Source organism: Bradyrhizobium sp. P3_C3 (genome assembly GCF_056402655.1).
On sequence record NZ_JBFUGY010000079.1, the window covers coordinates 1 to 16145 of the forward strand.

The 16145-nt window shown below is 53.8% G+C and carries 16 protein-coding genes; 10 read left to right on the top strand and 6 right to left on the bottom strand.

Annotation, left to right across the window (positions count from 1 at the left end; translation table 11 throughout):
* The first annotated feature begins 406 nt into the window (after positions 1 to 406).
* From AC1DW2_RS41575 to AC1DW2_RS41590, 4 genes are all read left to right on the top strand, one after another.
* Positions 407 to 790 carry a cupin domain-containing protein gene (locus AC1DW2_RS41575; RefSeq protein WP_477008976.1) on the top strand — a complete coding sequence of 128 codons (384 nt, stop codon included), beginning with the start codon at positions 407 to 409 and terminating at the stop codon, positions 788 to 790.
* 576 nt (positions 791 to 1366) lie between these two features.
* Positions 1367 to 1882, top strand: coding sequence for a hypothetical protein (locus tag AC1DW2_RS41580; RefSeq protein WP_477008977.1), 516 nt, complete (start codon positions 1367 to 1369; stop codon positions 1880 to 1882).
* A 296-nt stretch (positions 1883 to 2178) separates the two neighbouring features.
* Positions 2179 to 2625, top strand: coding sequence for a hypothetical protein (locus AC1DW2_RS41585; RefSeq protein WP_477008978.1), 447 nt, complete (start codon positions 2179 to 2181; stop codon positions 2623 to 2625).
* Positions 2625 to 5540 carry a hypothetical protein gene (locus tag AC1DW2_RS41590; RefSeq protein WP_477008979.1) on the top strand — a complete coding sequence of 972 codons (2916 nt, stop codon included), beginning with the start codon at positions 2625 to 2627 and terminating at the stop codon, positions 5538 to 5540. Before AC1DW2_RS41585 ends, AC1DW2_RS41590 begins: the two co-directional genes overlap by 1 nt.
* Positions 5541 to 5574: 34 nt before the next feature.
* Here AC1DW2_RS41590 and AC1DW2_RS41595 read toward each other — a convergent pair whose 3' ends face one another.
* The 3 genes from AC1DW2_RS41595 to AC1DW2_RS41605 form a co-directional block, all read right to left on the bottom strand.
* The gene (locus AC1DW2_RS41595) at positions 5575 to 6126 is read right to left on the bottom strand and encodes a hypothetical protein (protein WP_477008980.1); all 552 of its coding nucleotides are present in this window, start codon (positions 6124 to 6126) and stop codon (positions 5575 to 5577) included.
* A gap of 108 nt (positions 6127 to 6234) precedes the next feature.
* Positions 6235 to 6462 carry a hypothetical protein gene (locus AC1DW2_RS41600; protein ID WP_477008981.1) on the bottom strand — a complete coding sequence of 76 codons (228 nt, stop codon included), beginning with the start codon at positions 6460 to 6462 and terminating at the stop codon, positions 6235 to 6237.
* A gap of 267 nt (positions 6463 to 6729) precedes the next feature.
* A complete protein-coding gene (locus AC1DW2_RS41605; RefSeq protein ID WP_477008982.1) occupies positions 6730 to 6948 on the bottom strand; it encodes a hypothetical protein in 219 nt (72 codons plus the stop codon).
* Positions 6949 to 7383: 435 nt separating this feature from the next.
* Here AC1DW2_RS41605 and AC1DW2_RS41610 point away from each other — a divergent pair, with 435 nt between their 5' ends.
* On the top strand, positions 7384 to 7578 hold the full coding sequence (locus tag AC1DW2_RS41610) for a hypothetical protein (RefSeq protein WP_477008983.1): 195 nt from the start codon (positions 7384 to 7386) through the stop codon (positions 7576 to 7578).
* A gap of 144 nt (positions 7579 to 7722) precedes the next feature.
* On the opposite strand, the gene AC1DW2_RS41615 is transcribed toward AC1DW2_RS41610, so the two are convergent.
* On the bottom strand, positions 7723 to 8196 hold the full coding sequence (locus tag AC1DW2_RS41615) for a hypothetical protein (protein ID WP_477008984.1): 474 nt from the start codon (positions 8194 to 8196) through the stop codon (positions 7723 to 7725).
* Positions 8197 to 8506: 310 nt separating this feature from the next.
* On the opposite strand from AC1DW2_RS41615, the gene AC1DW2_RS41620 reads away from it, so the two are divergent.
* Positions 8507 to 8944, top strand: coding sequence for a DUF6641 family protein (locus AC1DW2_RS41620; protein WP_477008985.1), 438 nt, complete (start codon positions 8507 to 8509; stop codon positions 8942 to 8944).
* Between the two features lie 88 nt (positions 8945 to 9032).
* Here AC1DW2_RS41620 and AC1DW2_RS41625 read toward each other — a convergent pair whose 3' ends face one another.
* On the bottom strand, positions 9033 to 11420 hold the full coding sequence (locus AC1DW2_RS41625; protein WP_477008986.1) for a P-loop ATPase, Sll1717 family: 2388 nt from the start codon (positions 11418 to 11420) through the stop codon (positions 9033 to 9035).
* Positions 11421 to 11825: 405 nt separating this feature from the next.
* Positions 11826 to 12290 (bottom strand): phospholipid-binding protein, encoded by a 465-nt coding sequence (locus AC1DW2_RS41630; RefSeq protein WP_477008987.1) that lies wholly within the window; start codon positions 12288 to 12290, stop codon positions 11826 to 11828.
* On the opposite strand from AC1DW2_RS41630, the gene AC1DW2_RS41635 reads away from it, so the two are divergent.
* The 4 genes from AC1DW2_RS41635 (at position 12230) to AC1DW2_RS41650 (ending at position 16002) form a co-directional block, all read left to right on the top strand.
* Positions 12230 to 13009 (top strand): uracil-DNA glycosylase family protein, encoded by a 780-nt coding sequence (locus AC1DW2_RS41635; RefSeq protein ID WP_477008991.1) that lies wholly within the window; start codon positions 12230 to 12232, stop codon positions 13007 to 13009. The genes AC1DW2_RS41630 and AC1DW2_RS41635 overlap by 61 nt on opposite strands.
* 233 nt (positions 13010 to 13242) lie before the next feature.
* The gene (locus AC1DW2_RS41640) at positions 13243 to 13827 is read left to right on the top strand and encodes a hypothetical protein (protein WP_477008988.1); all 585 of its coding nucleotides are present in this window, start codon (positions 13243 to 13245) and stop codon (positions 13825 to 13827) included.
* A gap of 50 nt (positions 13828 to 13877) precedes the next feature.
* On the top strand, positions 13878 to 14612 hold the full coding sequence (locus AC1DW2_RS41645; RefSeq protein WP_477008989.1) for a uracil-DNA glycosylase family protein: 735 nt from the start codon (positions 13878 to 13880) through the stop codon (positions 14610 to 14612).
* A gap of 247 nt (positions 14613 to 14859) precedes the next feature.
* Positions 14860 to 16002 carry a hypothetical protein gene (locus AC1DW2_RS41650; RefSeq protein ID WP_477008990.1) on the top strand — a complete coding sequence of 381 codons (1143 nt, stop codon included), beginning with the start codon at positions 14860 to 14862 and terminating at the stop codon, positions 16000 to 16002.
* Positions 16003 to 16145: the final 143 nt, after the last annotated feature.

Genomic DNA, 16145 nt, shown 5'->3' on the forward strand with positions numbered 1-16145 from the left:
TGCTTGTATGCTTGTACTTGTAGTGGAAGTAAAATCTCGGAATTGTTTCAGCAGCTTGCAGTCCTGAAGTTTGCGGTGTCAATCTTTTGTCTAGGACCCTGCCTCTTCTCCTATGCATCTCGGGGTGCCGATGCGCCCTAGCATTCTCCGAGCCTCTGATGCGTTTTCGCTCGGCCCCAGTGTCTCGGCGCCCTCAGCGGGCTCGAACGCATCGTCGGGCTTCGTCTTGGGCTGCGGGGTAGCTGGTAGCGCTTTGGGGTGCGAGTAGCGACCGAAGTTTCACCGGGGAAATTGATGCGCTGCGGGATGTATCAGGCACCGAAGACAACCTTGCCGCCAGTCTAAATTTCCGGGAAGCTTGCGGTGTCAGACGATACTCAACTCCATTTTGAGCGAGGGCATTGCAATGAAGGCGATTTTCGCAGCTGCCTTGACTTTGATGACGGTGACAGCCGCTAGTGCGCAGGACTCCCCGTTTCGTAAAGAGCTGAAGCGAGGCGACCTGACCGGGACGAACATGGAGATCATCACGAGCATTAGCGAGCTTAAGCCCGGTGATGTCTCGATGCGCCACATTCATCATGGCGACGAGTCATATTACTTCCTCGAAGGGGGTACGATCGAACTGCCCGATGGAAAGCAGATGCCGATCCCGACTGGCACCGTTGGCCTGAGCGTACGAGACACGCCACATGGTGCTTACAAAGTCGTTGGCGACAAGACGATCAAGCTGCTGACGGTCCATATCGTCGACAAAGGCAAGCCGCTCTACGACACGCCACCGAAATAGGCTTCGCAGCGGCTGCGCCGCAAGAACCCCAATAGATTTATTGGCTAAGTGGTGACGAACGTGGATCGCTGGTGATTGCGCTCTATACATGCACGCCTACCCCCCTCATAAGCACCAGGACTAATATATCTATTAGTGGCCACCCTTATGGCTGGGGGTACCTTGTAGAGCGCAGGGATCAGGAAAGCCGAACGCAGGAGTGCAGGACCGCGGTCCTGAAGCCCGAGCCGCAAGGCGATGATGGCTTTCAGTAACGACAACGTGAATAGCAATTCCGCTAGCACAATCAATTAGTTATATCGCAACTTAAGGGCGCCAAGTGCATATGATGCTCCCCATAGAAAAAAGTCGTTCCTGAACAGCGGCATAGGCGAACATTTGAAATGTTTGACAAAAGATTTGAAAAAACATCTGAAAAAACAAAAGGTTAGCCAGATTTTTCCGCATTCGCTACCTTGCGCGGCATCGAAGGTCACGCCCTTCGATTAATCCACATGAACGATGGCCTGGCCTCTTGGCTGTCAGCGGCGCTGTCGCCCGTTGAACGCTGTCGTTTGCTCGAATGGAGATTGTTCTTTGACGCAAACAGTCATGACGGAAGTAGTTCACGTGAAACGACGGTCAACCGGGAAGAGCGTAGCCACGCCTTTCTTTCATTTTACCAGCAAGCGAGCGGTACCAAAAATCTTGTCTGTGGGACTCAAAGCCCAACCAATCTCGGATTGGCCCGAACAAGTTGTCGGAGCAATCAAGGGCGTCTGGCTGACGCTTAATCCCGAAATGTCTCCGCTGTTCTCAACCTATGCGGAGCATCGCTTAGAGGTCGTGCTGCCATATTCGGATAAGCGGCTCGTTCACATGCGAAGCTGGATGCGAGGGCGCCTCACTCGCAAACAACTGACGGCCATGGATGACGACACCAACGGCGAGTGGCAGTCATTCTACCTCTACCTTGGAGATATTCGAGCAAGCCGTATCAGCGGTGCCGAGCACTACCTGGATTTGGCGGAGATCGAAGCGTGTCGTTCGGAATACTTGGCGAAGTTCGCCGCAGAGGAGATGAACTGCGAAAATGCATCGTTGGCGAATTGATCGAAGGTCGGCGACCTTTGAGATCTAGCGATGTCGCTGTTACCTCATCACGTGTGGGGAGGACGAAGTGCATTGGATGCACTCGAAACGAAAAATAGAAGCGCATAAAATGCGACGCCCGTAGCGATACGGATCGTGGCCTGCTCAGGCGACGTTCAGCAAAAATCCAAGCACGAAGAGCCTGCAGGGGCAGCACTTCTGCTGCCCATTCACGCATGCAAACGGCGTTTCGATCCGAGTCGCTGGTTGCTTCGCTACGACCAATTTCAACCCCGCCCGTATCTCTAAAGAGCCCAATGGACACTTCCTCTAAGCATTCCTTTCTGGACCCCTACGCCGTCGAAGGACTTGAGCGAGCCTTTCGATTTGCCGTCAATTTCAAAAATGAGACGCCCTTCGGGGCGGCCGGTTTGACTGAACAGCTGGCAATCTGGAACGAAGCGAACTCCGCTCTTAATCCGACGCACCTCATCCGATTCTACGAGAAAATCGGTCTGAACGAAAGTGATGCCACGCTCTACGTACTCGATACGATGAGTAAACGCCTTCGACTTCTTCAGGAAACGTTCGGTGACGCTCTTCCTGCCTGGTCCTTGCTGTGTCTGGTTTCAATGCTGTCAGATGGCTCGATTGAGCGGCTCGTTGCCCAGTTCGAAGCGACTGGAACTTTGGACGCAAAGTCGCTCTTGAACCACTTCACGGAAGGCGCTCTCGAAGATTGGCGCAATCGAGCGGACAAATAATGTCCAAGAAGAACGGGCTACGGGATAGCGGCAGTGGTGTCGACTTTCGGCGCCTTCCGATGTCCGAAACTGCACGCCGTCGCCTTGCAGCAATCGACGATTCCCGGCGTCGCACGCCCGGTCAGAAGATGGCGTTAGCTGGTCATCTGCTGTCGTGCGCAAAGGATTCCAAGCGGGGTCTGTACGTTCCGCTCGTCTCGAACGTCGCAACTACCGACAAGCTCACTAATTTTGACATCGTCCCAACCGAGCTTTCGGCAAGCGCCGGGACGGACCTTCGCTACTTTTGCAATTCCTTGTTGCTGCCGAGTAGCCGACAGCCTGATTTGTCCGGCAGCCTTGACGTTAAGCCGTCTCTCCGTGTCACAAATGCGGGATTTCTTGTTGCTACGGTCGAGCATGACCATGCGACTGTAGAAAGTCTTGAGGAGGGCATCGAGTGGACATCGAATAATGGGAAGATCCACATCATCAACGAGGAGTTGCGCAGCTATCGAGACTACAACGGCTACTGTGCGGTCTGGAGCGGGCACCGCTCCGTCCACCTGCATTTCGTCTTTGACACGACGCATCTGGTGAATGCCCCGTCTGTGCAATCAGCCATGGAACGGTGGCCCGCTTACGCCGAACAAGCTGCGCTGATGGAGGGGGTCTACGCAACATATTACGACAGGGTTGCCGGTCTTTGTAACGAGGTGCTCTGCTCGACGGTGCCGCCTGACCACGTCATGCGAAGGTCCCATCAATTCCGCCGTATGCCCTGGGGCCTCAGAACTATCGAGGATGATTCGGACATTCTCAGGCTGAAGGCTGGCACGGTCGTTCCTCAGCTGGTCCTCAGCGAAAACATCCGCTGGAAGCGTTCGGCAAAAGGCAGCCAGAGGTACCTCGTCCCGCCGGATATTAAATTTCAAGTCCGATCGCTAGCGATCAAGGCACCGGCGCCGACTGGGGGCGCACGATCAGAGGTGGGGACCCAGGTGACTGCCGAACTGTCTGAGATGTGCAAGATGGAATGGGGGGAGTTTCCGAAGCCCATCGACATGTGGTGGGACAGGCACGAATGGGTCTTCAAGTTTCAGAACCACCCCAACGACAAGACTCCGTCGACCGTCTGTCGAGGCGACCATAACCAGTTGCTCATCCAAGGTGGAGGTGCGCCCGATGGCACTTTCATCCTGCCTGGGGAGCTTACGGCGAATGAGCTTGGGACGCACTTGGCGTTACGCTTTGGCTTGATGCGTCATCAGACGACCGTGGACGTTTCCGCACGGAACAAAAGCCTCAAGGGCCTTGCATTACACAAGACCCGTCGGGGGAAGCCCATCAAGGAGACCCTGGAGCAAAGCCTACGAGATAATTTCCCGCTCTACACGACCATGGACCACGGACAGCTTCAAACGATCTATCGAGACAAGCTGCGAGCTAACTGCACCACCATCCGTTCCTTCAACATGCCCGCCATCATCGAGTCGGCGGAAGGCATCGGGAAAACTAGATTGCTTTTCGAAATCATGGCCAATGAAGCGCTCGATACCGCCTTGGGACCTCAAGACGGTCGAGTTCGTTTCAACGCTTTTGCTTTCCGTAGCGAACGGCAGGCCGTCGAGAAAGCCAGAGAATATGAGCAAGAGACAGGGCGTCGAGCCTTTGTTTGGCGCTCGTTCTGGAGCCATTACGTTGACGCTTGCCGATGGGCAGACACCACCCCCATCACGAAAGCCGCCTTTGAGCACCAGACTGATGTTCTCGCTCTGTTAGGTGAGATAAGGCAGGCCCAGCCGGCTGTTTTTAAGCGGCTGGAGGCCGTGCGCCAAGACTTGTGGCGTGATCAGGCGGGCAGGTCCACTTTCAACAGCAACACGATGGTGTTCACCACGCATGCGACTGTGATGAGCTGGGTGGAAAGTCGCGTCACACGAACTTGGCATCATCCTGAATTCGACCCATTCGTCACCGCCGCCGATGCCAAGACGATGCGGGATACCACTATCCTGCAAGATGTAGTTTTCGACGAACCCGAGTTCGACGAGTTGATCTGGCTTCTTACCTCAGAGTTGCACACTCATTTGACGAGCGTGAACGAGGCGGACTGGAAGCATACGACGGTTGAAAGCCAGCGTTACCTGTTTGAGAAGGTTCGGCATTCGGGCGCAATTCCGCATGACATGAAGTTCGAGACCTATTCCGAGCTGCGACATCTCGACCTCAGCACCCTGGAGCGGGTGGATGTAGACTATTATGCGCAGCCGTTTGGACGAGAGAATAGCGCCAAGGCCATTTATCTCAGTTCGCACCAGAGGTCTTTCTATCTCGGGGCAAAGCGATGGCCGTTCGCCGGGACGGCTCGTATTATCTATTTGACCACCGAGGCATTCACCGCCGACTCTATTGTGGCGATCTACATGAAAGAGAATCGGCCTCTCTTTCAATTAAGATTCGATGAACTTCCGCCCCTTTATCCGATCGATGTGCCGCTCGTGAAGGATCGGCGAGCAAGGGCCGAAGAAATTCAGAAGCTTGTTCGTGAGATTCTGACCAGCAACGGCGCAGCCGTGGTGATCGCAAACGGTTTGGACCTGTTGAAGGGCGAGCGGGCCATGACTTTTCAAAGCATGAAGGGGCACAACGGACTATCCGACAAGGACATTTTCATCATCGTGACGTTTTTAGCGCCCGACGTTTACGCTGAGCTCAACGTGCTGGGCGAATGGATCGGGCAGACAGACACCGTCGCAAAGTACTACGCCGCTCAAATTTCACAGGCGGTCGGACGAAATACGGGGTTTAGACAGCAGGTCGGCACGAAGACGGTTGTCGTCATGTCCGACGGCTTGCAGAGGCAACTTCGTCCCCGGCTCGATGGCCTGCCTAGCAGATTCGTCCTCCAGCCGGCTCCTGAAGCATTTTGGTAGCAGGTGCCGTCAATGACGATGAGGGCGACATTTGTCACCGTGTCTCGGGTCGGAGTGTTGAGATATGAGCAGTCAGAGGCTCAAGGCTCGCTAGTAGTTTGGCTTGCGTCTGCTCCACGCCGTCCTTTAGGACGTCCAGTAGGGACAATCTTGTAACCGCAGGCGAAGCTGGCACCTTGTCACTCTTTGCTGATTCGAGGCTCGGCTTCGGCGCTGCTCGATGGGCGGCGATTTTCTTCGTTGGCTCTTGCTTTGCAGGCATTTTCAGCTTCGATACTTGGCCAGTTGGCGCAGGAACTCTGGTAGTCACGGGCCTGGAGACTTGATCGATGGCTGCAACTGCAACTGCTTCTTGCGGCCATCGATCAGCAAACTCCAACACGCTAGGTGGTGGAACGATCGTCGGCACGCTGGTATCTATGATCACCCGCTCAGGTAACTGTTCGGCCGATGCTATCCTGATGGCTGGTCGCTCGGCAAAGCTTCCTAGTGACACCGTGACCGGTTGCGGGAAACACCAGCCGATTCCGATCAGCAAAAGGACTAAAGCGCTGCCGACGAACCCAAAATACTTCATCAAAGGCATAGGCCGCCTCCGTTTGAGACGACCTTGGGACTGGTGTTGTTAGCAGATCGCTAAAGATAGATTAAAGCTGGAAACGTGGTTAGCATCGTTGTTGCGATGCAGCGGTGGTTACTTCGCCAACGACCTTGCCTTCGATGATGCGTCGTAGATCTCGATCTTCAGCGTCGGATACTTAGTCCGCAACTCGGCTGCCGCTCTCTCTGCCGCCTTCTCGTCGTCGAACTCAGTCTTGAAACATCCATCGACAACTATCGCAAAACCGATGGCTGGCGCGATGTCGGCACGCTTTACGTGGCGTGGCGGCTCACTTTTGACCTGAGGTGTCAGCTTCTTCATAGTTGGCCTACGGCATCTGGAATCGCACTTGCTGCTGAGACTCTGGCAGTTCGCCGCATTGGACGCTCGCCGTCTGCCAACCAGCGGAAGCACTGCACAGCAGTATCACGATCCGCAAACCGATAAACATGCCTTCCCCTTTTTCTTCTCAAGAAAGGCTACACAGGGCGTCTTACGAGCGGCTTAGGTAAGACGGTTCTCAAGACGTCAATCAAGTTGGTGAATGTCCACCGGCGAGAAACGTTGGTGTCGAACAAGGTCGTCCGGTCAGGCATGAGGCGTGATTTGTAGCTCGAGCAAGGCCATTCGTCCTAGCGTTAGGGGATCCAGCTCACCATTCTTGGCGTGGCGAAGAATCGATTCAGCAATCAATTGAACGTTGGTCGAACTTACCGGCTCGGGTAGCGTCGTAATTGCGGCATCCATCGCCGCTTTCAAGATTGCGATCTTGTCGGGCGAAAAGGAAGCATTACCGAAGTCTTTCACGATCTGCTCTCTCGGCTCATTGAGCGCGATTAACGATAACTCTCCGCACTTCCATTGTTCCAGCGGTGCGGAGACACGAAGGAGAGAAGTTCGGCCAGACTTCCTTTGAACAATCTACTGCAGGCATTGCGCTCGCCGAGGCTGCAGTCTGTTCTGTAGCTGTGGCAGGCTTTACGCATGCTATGCACCCGGCTGAGAGAAGCAGGGAGACCATAAGGGCCGTTAAAGGTTTCATTGTTTTCCCCGGGTAATCGTCGGAGCGTCAACGGCTCGTTCTTCTGGTCGTTCCATTCCCAAGCAAAACTCAGTAGCAAAACACCTATTCTCCCTCCCCGAAACCAAAGTCGTGACTGATAATCGGCAACAATTTCGGAACCAATTAAACTGGGCGGTCTTGGTCGATCACTGGGCGGCTGAGTCAACACGAGGCTTACTATGGCTAGAGATGAACACAATAAGGCGGCAGAACACCACGACAACGCTGCCAAGGCCCATCGCTCTGCTGCCGAGCATCACGGCAAGGGCGATCATGCCAAGGGCAAGGAACATTCGAATATGGCAAAGCAGCATTCACAGACGGCGAACCAGCACAGCGATCAAGCCCACTCAAAGAGCCAGCAACAGAAGTAACTAGCAAAAGGCCCGGGTACGCCCGGGCCTTTTCGATTCAACATGGCTGCAAATGACGCCGAAGAACTAGCATTGGGCTGCCCGAATTGGTCGAGCGACCGGTCATCAAGGCGCCTTCGAACTCGTGCACAATTGCGCTCGAAGTCAGATAGGCAATTTTCTTCGAGGACCGCATTTCAAAAACCTTGTTCTGTGCCCATTTTTTGTAATCTCGATGGTAGTGGGATCAATCATTGCCAAAAGATAAGAAATCTTTTGTCTGAACCAGAAGCGCCTCCGAACGTCGAGCAATTCGGTTATCCAATAGCCGTCCCCTAGGGGTTTGATGGAGGACAGCGTGCTCACTTGCGCATCATGTTTGAGGTCGTACCGCTTGTTGTCATTGAAGATCAGAAGTTCAGCAATGGATTTTTGAGCGACTGCTTCGATGCCTAAGAGTCTGATGGTGAAGCACGCTTCATCGGCTCCAATGGGGAAATCGGGATTGGGTGCGACCCAAACGCCTTTCACGGGATAGATATCGGCAGCAGCTGCAGGATTGACAAGCGAACCTACCAAACCTAGCAGCCAGGCGCTGGCTGCTAGCCGATTACGGAGGCTTATCCGAGAGGTTCTCATGCTGAACCCCATCACCGTGCGGGTAAGAACTACAAATCACGTTCAGTCTGTCAATTACCTTGGGTAACCTAGCAATCAAAAGCGGAAGGGCTTGCCCAGCAAGGTCGACGAACTCTCGTTGCTTTTATTTCGAGCCGTGATCCTCAAGACGCCGAGGGACGATAGCATGTGCTTTGCCTCCGAACAGTTCGAGTCCATTGCGCTTCGTTGCCGAAGCTTCAAAGCAGCATTGGCCTTTTTGGCTCGACGGCCTGATCGAAGGCTGTATGTCGGATTGGCGTTACGTCATCCAAGACCCAGGAGCCACGAAATGTCGACGTCCATTTTGAAGTCCCTCACTTTCGTCCCGCAGCCCAAAGTCAGCTCTGACCCATTGATTATCAAGCGGGAACGCATGGTGTCCCGCTTGGAAGATCAGAAGAAGCTGCTCGCTGACCCGCTGTACCAGCGACGCATCAAGCGCTGGGAAAAGAAAGAAGGCGGCGAGAGGGTGCTCGTCGAGAGGCCGCTCCGCACGAGCAAATGGTGGCAGCAGGATCAGAACGGCGGATACGTGATGACTGTGAAGGTCGGATCGAAGCGCATCGAGTTCGAGAAAGGTAGGGCAGCAATTGCAGTCGGGCCGCTGGAGAAGCTCACCAGCGTCATTGACGCTCTGATCAAGGCTGTCCGAGCTGGTGAGCTCGATTCACAATTGAGCGAGGCAAGCAAGGCGGCCAGGCCCATACCGCCCCGCAAGGCAGCCTAGCGAGTAAGCAAGGCGATAGAGTGTCCTTGCAAGCTGAGAGCAGTTGCCACCTCTCGAGGTGGCAACTGCCTTCTTACTAACACCACCCCTAGGATATGAGCGAGCACAGCGTGGGATGAAGCAAAATAGATTTGCCAGCAGCAGCCTGCTCCATCAGGGAACGGATAAAAGGCCTCCTAAAGCCGCAATCGGCGATGTAGGTGGGTCCCTTCGGTCCTACAACGCCGATACAGCCAGACCATACAAGCACATCTATCACGGCATCGACCTTGTCGCCGTCGACCTTTTTTTCAATAGCTAGCTTCAGGTCCGCCAGACTCGTTTGAGAGCCAAGCGTCGTCAGGTCGTAGAGCAGGTCCTCCGCTTCCGGGACTATATCGAACAGTTCGTGGCTAACATCCTCCAAGACTTGCCATCCAAGCTCTTCACGAGCCTTGAGATAATCCTCTTCCTCAATCTTGGAACGTCTCAGCGTAACCGCACGACGTCTCGCAGTTTCAAATAATCTGATGAGATAGCGAGGTCGCATTAGCGAGGATTCCGACAAAAAATGCAGAGTAGGAGTGCCACGCACTGCGGCAACGCTCACGGTCTTCCACAAGTCGGGCCAGTTCACGCTTTTGCCGGTGAAATGAGACATCACCCTATGTTCGAGCAAACTGAGTAGCAGCTGCTCGTCGTTCCATTCAACGCTAGCCACCGGCACTTTTCCGTAGTCGGCCATTGCCTTGACGACAAACTCGAAAACATCACTGCGGATAAATGTCACCCAATCGAAGTCAGTTTTCACTCGGGCGAAACGCTTCTTCACCTCTTGAAGAGCCTCAATCAACCCGACGATGATTAGCGCATCTACAGAATCAAAACCGGCTTGCGACCAAAAGCGATCGATATTGTCAAAAAGAAAAACGACGACTCCCTTAATCTTCAAGTAAGCGTTGATCTCGTCTCTCAGGGTGCGAATTTCTGCTCCGTAGACGATCTCCAATACTTTGCTCGACGATAGAGTAGATTGATCGGCCGACTCTCGGTGCTTAAACCTCTCAACTATCCGGTCGGCGAGTCTCGTCAGTCGCTCTGAGAAGTCGCCTGAGCCAGTATCAACACGAGAGTTGTATGCGCTCTCAAGTCTGCGATACCGCTCTTGAAGTTGAGAGTCATACTTGGCCCGCTTCTGATCTTTCTCCAGAAGCTTGTATGTAATCTCAAGCAGTACAATGTACTCCCAAAAGGCGGAGATGAATTCCTTCCGGGTGCCGAGAGCAAGCTTTTCGAGCACGAACTCCTTCAGCTTAAGAAGCTGGTAGTTCTCCGGTGCAAGGTCGACAACGATATTCTCCTTCTTGACTCGGATGTTGTCTCGTACTTGGAGAAAAATTGCCGACTTTCCGCTGCCCTTTCTTCCGAGGATGACGTTCAACTCGCCTCGATACGCCAGGCGATACTGTTCGGTCTGAAGAAAGTAGTCCGACAGGGTCGCCGCTTCGTTTTCCGCCGTCGGATCGCCGCAGCTAACAGAGTCGAGGAGATTATCCTCAAGCTCACGAGCCTCTACGAAGTCCTCCTCGAACTCTTCCAGCTCCTCTTTTAGGCCTCTTAGATGACCATCAACGTCGGTTGTCTTATTATAGCGTGAAGCGATTTCATCTAAGTCTAGCGGGAGGTGGAGCCCCTCCGGCGCCAGCAACAAGAACGGCAATCCCAATCCACGAGCCAAACCTATGGCAAAGGCCGCCCTCTGATTCTGTCTAAATGACTCTGGTTCGGCGTCACTATGCCATGTTGCTATTATGCCGAGTGAAGCGGCAACCTGAGAGAACGCCTCAGATGCAGTAAGACGGTCAATTTCTCTGGGATTGAAACTCCGAAATCGTTTCCGAACGATCTTTTTTATTCCACTGGCAACCCTGCTATTAACCGCACTCGCCGTTGACGGCTGCAAGAAGTAGATCGGAGCTTCTCGATTTTTGCGTGGATGTCGCCAGGGTGCAGTGGCTGGTGGCCCCTTCTCAAGAATGGATTTGAGCGTCGATTGATTCGAGTAGGAGTCATGCCCAATGTTGTGCAACAGGCCTATTTCCTGGACTTTGGACCAGTCCTTGCTTTGTGAGCGAACAAGGCGAAGCGGTTTAGCCATGCCGAGAGCGAGGCCGACCTCGTACGTAACATTGTGATTGGGTTCTGAGATATCGGCCACGATAGAGTCGGCGTCTTCGACCCAGCCGTATACCGTTGAACCGAGAGGTTGGCCCGACGCATCATTCATATTCCAGCAAACGAGTTCGACGGCACTTCCAGTTGCATCCTCGCACGCTCGAGTGATGGTATCTGCGAGAACAGAGTCTCGGGAAGCGAATGCGACGAAGGAGCGGTGAGCCATGGAGATGAGCCTTGGAGATTCGGCGTTTCCAATGAAGTTGCCCCAAAATGATGTCATTCCGCCACCAAAATCGAGCCAGATGGAGAGTTCTGGCACATTGCTTAGCCTGACGAATCACGGGCGCTAAATGAGCCGGCTTCACATTGGGGTCTGGCGATATGTGCCAGGGCCACACGTTTTGACGGATCCCATGGAATCGCTGCAAAGTCTGCACGGGCGTGCCCTCGGCGTGCTTCGAATACGCCGCAACACGCTAACTTGTCTTATCATGCGAGCCGGCACCCCAAATGAGCTATCCAAGAACGCAGCACTGTAGTGCTGCCTATCGGCTTTGAAGGAAAGCCATTCGCTTTGCGGCTTGGCTACAGGATCTAATGGTCCTGTACTGCTGATCCTTCGATTCTCTGATTCCTGCATGTACGGGCACCGCCAGCCATAGCGGCGGCCACCATCCGAGCCATGCCGCCTTATGCGCAAGGCCTGCAGGTATGCAGCGGCAGATCACTTCTTCTCTGGGAATTCCCTCGTGAAGGTCGCCGACCCCAAGTTCGAATTACTCGGGCCGAATGCGGTGACAGTGATCTGATACGAATGGCTGCCGCTCGGTGGGCTTGGTGGCGAATAGTTCTGCAGAGCGCCACAAGCTACTGTCGACTGCCCCTTGTACGGCACCGATCCTCCACCATGGTTGTAGCTTGGGACCTGGAGATCAACCATGTGGAATTGCAGCGTGGTTGTACCCTTCGGCACACCGCTCACAGAGAACACTGGAGAGCTTAGCCCGCACCAGCGAAAGTGCATCGAGAATGCTGATGCCTTTGCTGTGCTCAAGGCCAAGATGGCCGTAGCAAAAACAGTCAGTTGAACCCGCATCGCTATTCCTCCAGTATTTGCAATCATAAGAGTTGATTCGGCTCTTCGCTGCAACTCGACCTGTTTTTGGTTGGAATATTTTGAACAAAGCATCAGCTCTTTCCGAATTGGTTACTAAAAGGCGTCGTGAAACTCAGCTGGCCTACCATCATCTCCACAGCTTCGACGAAGGTATATGGGATTGCGAACACGTCGTGCCTTGGACCAAGTCCGCATGCAACCTTGACGCCGGCTTGATGATCATCGGACAGGATTGGGCGTCGGAGAAGTTTCTGAGAGAGCCAAGATACAATACGCCCGAGCGGATCAGCGCTAGGAAGGCGGCAGGTCAGGACGAATACTTGCCAACAAACCGGCGATTGAAGTCGCTGCTCGAAGCGCACTTCGGTCTTGAGTTTGCGCAGACTTATGCAACCGACGTCCTGGTGTTCATAAAGCCGGGCACCATGACCGGCAATGTTCCGATGGCGGACATGCTGTATTGCGCCTCCGAGTACGCCGTTCCCCAGATAAAGATAGTGCAGCCGGCTATGGCCATCTGTCTTGGCGCAAAGACCTTCAACTCTGTTCGGCGAGCCCTGAAGCTCCCCGACCTCAAGCTCAAGGACGCTTACGTGCCTTCTGCGCACACGATTTACAATGGAAGTGAAATCTATGGAGTACCGCACACGGGGGGATTGGGACACGCAAATGCAGGCGGCGCAGAAAAGGTCGATCAGATATGGACTAGGCTCGCTGCAAGGTACGTCGAGCTGCGGAATAGAAGCGCAAATGAACCTTCCATGCCCTCATTGGCAGGCCACGGCGCATGAGACGGGATACGAATCTAGAGGCCTTCAGCCAATTCCTAAACTCAGAGTGGCACGGCTCCCGCAGACATAGTTATTCGGTCCCTCTGAGCGGCAGGTCAGCGGTCTGGTCCCGACGGCTTGACCCTCAGGGCGTCTGGACCGCTTACGGGCTAAACGATGCTAGGCTGAAATACTTCTGGAACGGCAGTGACTTTGAGGTAACGTCCAGGGAGTTGGCGATCCACTCAGCAAAATTGAGAGCAGCCATCCACAAGGGGGCCAATGCCGATGCATTGAGGGTCATCCGCAAAATCCTTGCCTGGGGTGGCGTAGACAATCCCCATCGCCAGAAACGCACTTTCGACTGGTTGGATCGTAACAGCGAGGTTCTCTGCACGAAGCTTCTAGATTCGATACGTCTGCTCCGAGACGATCATTTATCTCTCGTACGGTTTGACGGCCACGACCTTATAATGAACTCGGCCATCACAAAGATTGTGAGCCTTGCAGACGAAGAGGAGCGGCTGGTTATCTACGACAGTCGGGTGGCCGCTGCGCTGGCCTTCTTTGCGATCAGGTTCGCCGAAGAGCGAGGTAAGAACGTTCCTAACGAGTTGCGGTTTGCCGTAGCGAATGAAAGGCGCAGAAACCCATCAACTGCCGATTTCCCGTTTGGTCGACTGTTTGGCAGCCAGAGGGATGTTTGCCACGCTTCGATGGTGCGCCTCACTTCCACGCTCATTCAAAATGTTGCGTCCGGGGCTAGTCCAAGGGAGATTGAAGCCGCACTGTTCATGTGGGGATACGACATCTCTCAGTCCAAACCGGTCGGCAGCTGAACGTATCTTTAGACTAACCGTGTCGGCTGAGAAAAGGCCCGGAGCTAGAAATGACCTTTATCGAAACTCATCCGTTTAACGACGCTCACCCGATTCCAGAGAGCACACGCACCTTAGTCGTCGGTACGGCACCGCCCCCGAGATTTGGTAACCCCAATTGTGCGGGCGAGGGGGGCAATCCCCTCGACTTTCATTTCTTCTATGGATCAGGAAAGAACCGGTTCTGGAAGTTCATGAATACGATTGCAAAATCGTTCAACACGCCGCTGCCGGAGGATCAAGCTCCGGCTGCCGAGTACCAGGCGGCAGCATGCAAGTTTCTCGTAAGGCACGGTATTTGGATGAAGGATGTGCTGCAGACCTACGCAAGAACGCCGGAATGCAGCTCCTTTGATAAAGATATTATTGCCCCTCAAACTCAGGACCTGACTGACCTTCATCGTGTGCTCGACGAACATCGCCAAATTGAAAGACTCGCCTTCACGGCTGAAGTAGCGGCGAGGTGGACATTTCAGTCTCTGAGCAAGCTTGATCTGTATGATGCGTTTGAGCGAACGCTTGCTGACCGAAAATCGTCATCAGAGTCAGTTGCACAGTTTGATGCCAGTGCCGAGTGCGCCAAATTTGCTGCGCCGTTCATGACCCCCATAGTAACGGCTGTGCTTGGCGGCCGAGAGATTGAATTTTTTCAGCTGCCGTCGCCAAGCGTCTCCAGCTTTCCCCCTAAGGGAGTCACAGACGGTTGTCTGACGAATATCTACAAACATGTTTTGTTTGCTTGTTGACCGCAACATCGGCTTCGTTCTTTTGTTCACTCCGCTGAGAATTTCTACCTCGGCTCTATTTGCGATCATCTACAGGTTGATTCGTGCGTTGCAGCAATTCGACTGCTTTACCGTTTGGCTCTTAGCTGCTCAAATCAGCCACCTGCCTTTCTAGGTGTGTAGTGCGTTGCACGACCGCATCAAGATGCGGTAGCTTGTCATTCGTTCGTTGCACTTCCCTGTTGACCCTGAAGAAGGAGAGCAGGCTGTGTCGAAGAAGCACAACATTGCACTGGGATTGACAGATAATCCCCGCTGGGTTTTGCGGACCGATAGCCTTGCACCAGGCGATATAGTGGCCACTCGCACGCCTGGATCGTTTATCAGTGGGGCAATCAGGCTAGCAACAGGGCATGACTTTTCGCACGTCCTTATAGTTGTTCGCCCTCCAATAGCGGTGGAATCCGGTGATTTCGGCGTCGTGAGGCTTTCTCTCAACCGACACGCAATACTCGACAAAAACAATGTTCGGGTCTTTCGTTACCGTGAAAGTTCGTCACTCCGAGAGAAGCTACTGGCCGCTGCAAGATTTGCAGAGGGGCAGGTTACGAGAGAATATGCCGACGAAGATATGCTCACTTCATTGCTCCCGGTCGTTCCATCGATCAACAAAGGGCAATGGTTTTGTTCGCAGCTCGTATCTGCGTCCTATGAATCTGCCGGACTTCCTATTGTTGACCGCCAGAGTTCAAAGGTAACGCCGGGGGACATCGTCAAGTCTGCATCACTTGAGGACGTTACGGATTCCTGCGTCGAAGAAATTGATGTCGAGCGCTTAGATGTTTTCGGCGGAACGTTTGGCTTTCTAGACGGACCGTCTTCGCAAAGCGTTCACTTTGAGGAAGTTGAAATAAAACAGGCCATTGTCCAAAAGATGAAGGCGACGTTTAAACACGCCGGCGTCGAGCTTGAAACATACTCGCACGGACTTAGCCTCCTTGCTAAGGCGGCACGAGAGCAATCTGACTGGTATCGTGACGTTGATCACGAATTTGCCAAGCGGATCCTGGACTCTGGCTTGCTTCAACTCGTACGCAAATGGTTCTCACCTGACGCACATGTGCTATTTTATGACCTTGCAGCACTTCGATGGGCTGCGGGTGAGGAACCATCTGAGATCGAGGAGCGTCTTGCTACTGCGAAAAGGGTTCTGACAGATCGCTCGCTTGCTGTCACAAGTTTTGCCCCCGAAATAGAACTCAAACGCAACCTCTGGGTCGCCACCGATTCAGAAGCTCTAAGACTTGATCTCGCTTTTCTCTACGAAGTGTACAATCTCGAGGTCCGTTTACAAAACGTTGCTGCTTTGCAGGTTCAGCATTTGCACTGGATTCTCACACTTGAAAAGTGAAGCCTAGTCGGTTGGTAATTCGGAAGGCACTCGGAGAAAAGCCATCATCGCCTTGCGGCTCGGGCTTCAGGACCGCGGTCCTGCACTCCTGCGTTCGGCTTTCCTGATCCCTGCGCTCTACAAGGTACCCCCAGCCATAAGGG